1 rRNA gene is annotated in these 256 nt (G+C 52.3%); it reads right to left on the reverse strand.

Features of this window, described 5'->3' with window-relative positions:
• Positions 1–256 (reverse strand): 23S ribosomal RNA (locus tag WA302_RS25365); the annotation flags it as partial.

The raw sequence follows: 256 nt of genomic DNA on the forward strand, positions 1-256 counted from the left end.
CCAGCGTGCCTTCTCCCGAAGTTACGGCACCATTTTGCCTAGTTCCTTCACCCGAGTTCTCTCAAGCGCCTTGGTATTCTCTACCTGACCACCTGTGTCGGTTTGGGGTACGATTTAATGTTACCTGGAGCTTAGAGGATTTTCCTGGAAGCAGGGCATCAACTACTTCTGCACCGTAGTGCATCGTCATCACGCCTCAGGGTTGATATGCAACCGGATTTACCAGGTCACACCCCCTACACGCTTAAACCGGGAC

Source organism: Serratia sp. 201 (assembly GCF_037027545.1).
GTDB classification, from domain to species: domain Bacteria; phylum Pseudomonadota; class Gammaproteobacteria; order Enterobacterales; family Enterobacteriaceae; genus Serratia; species Serratia bockelmannii.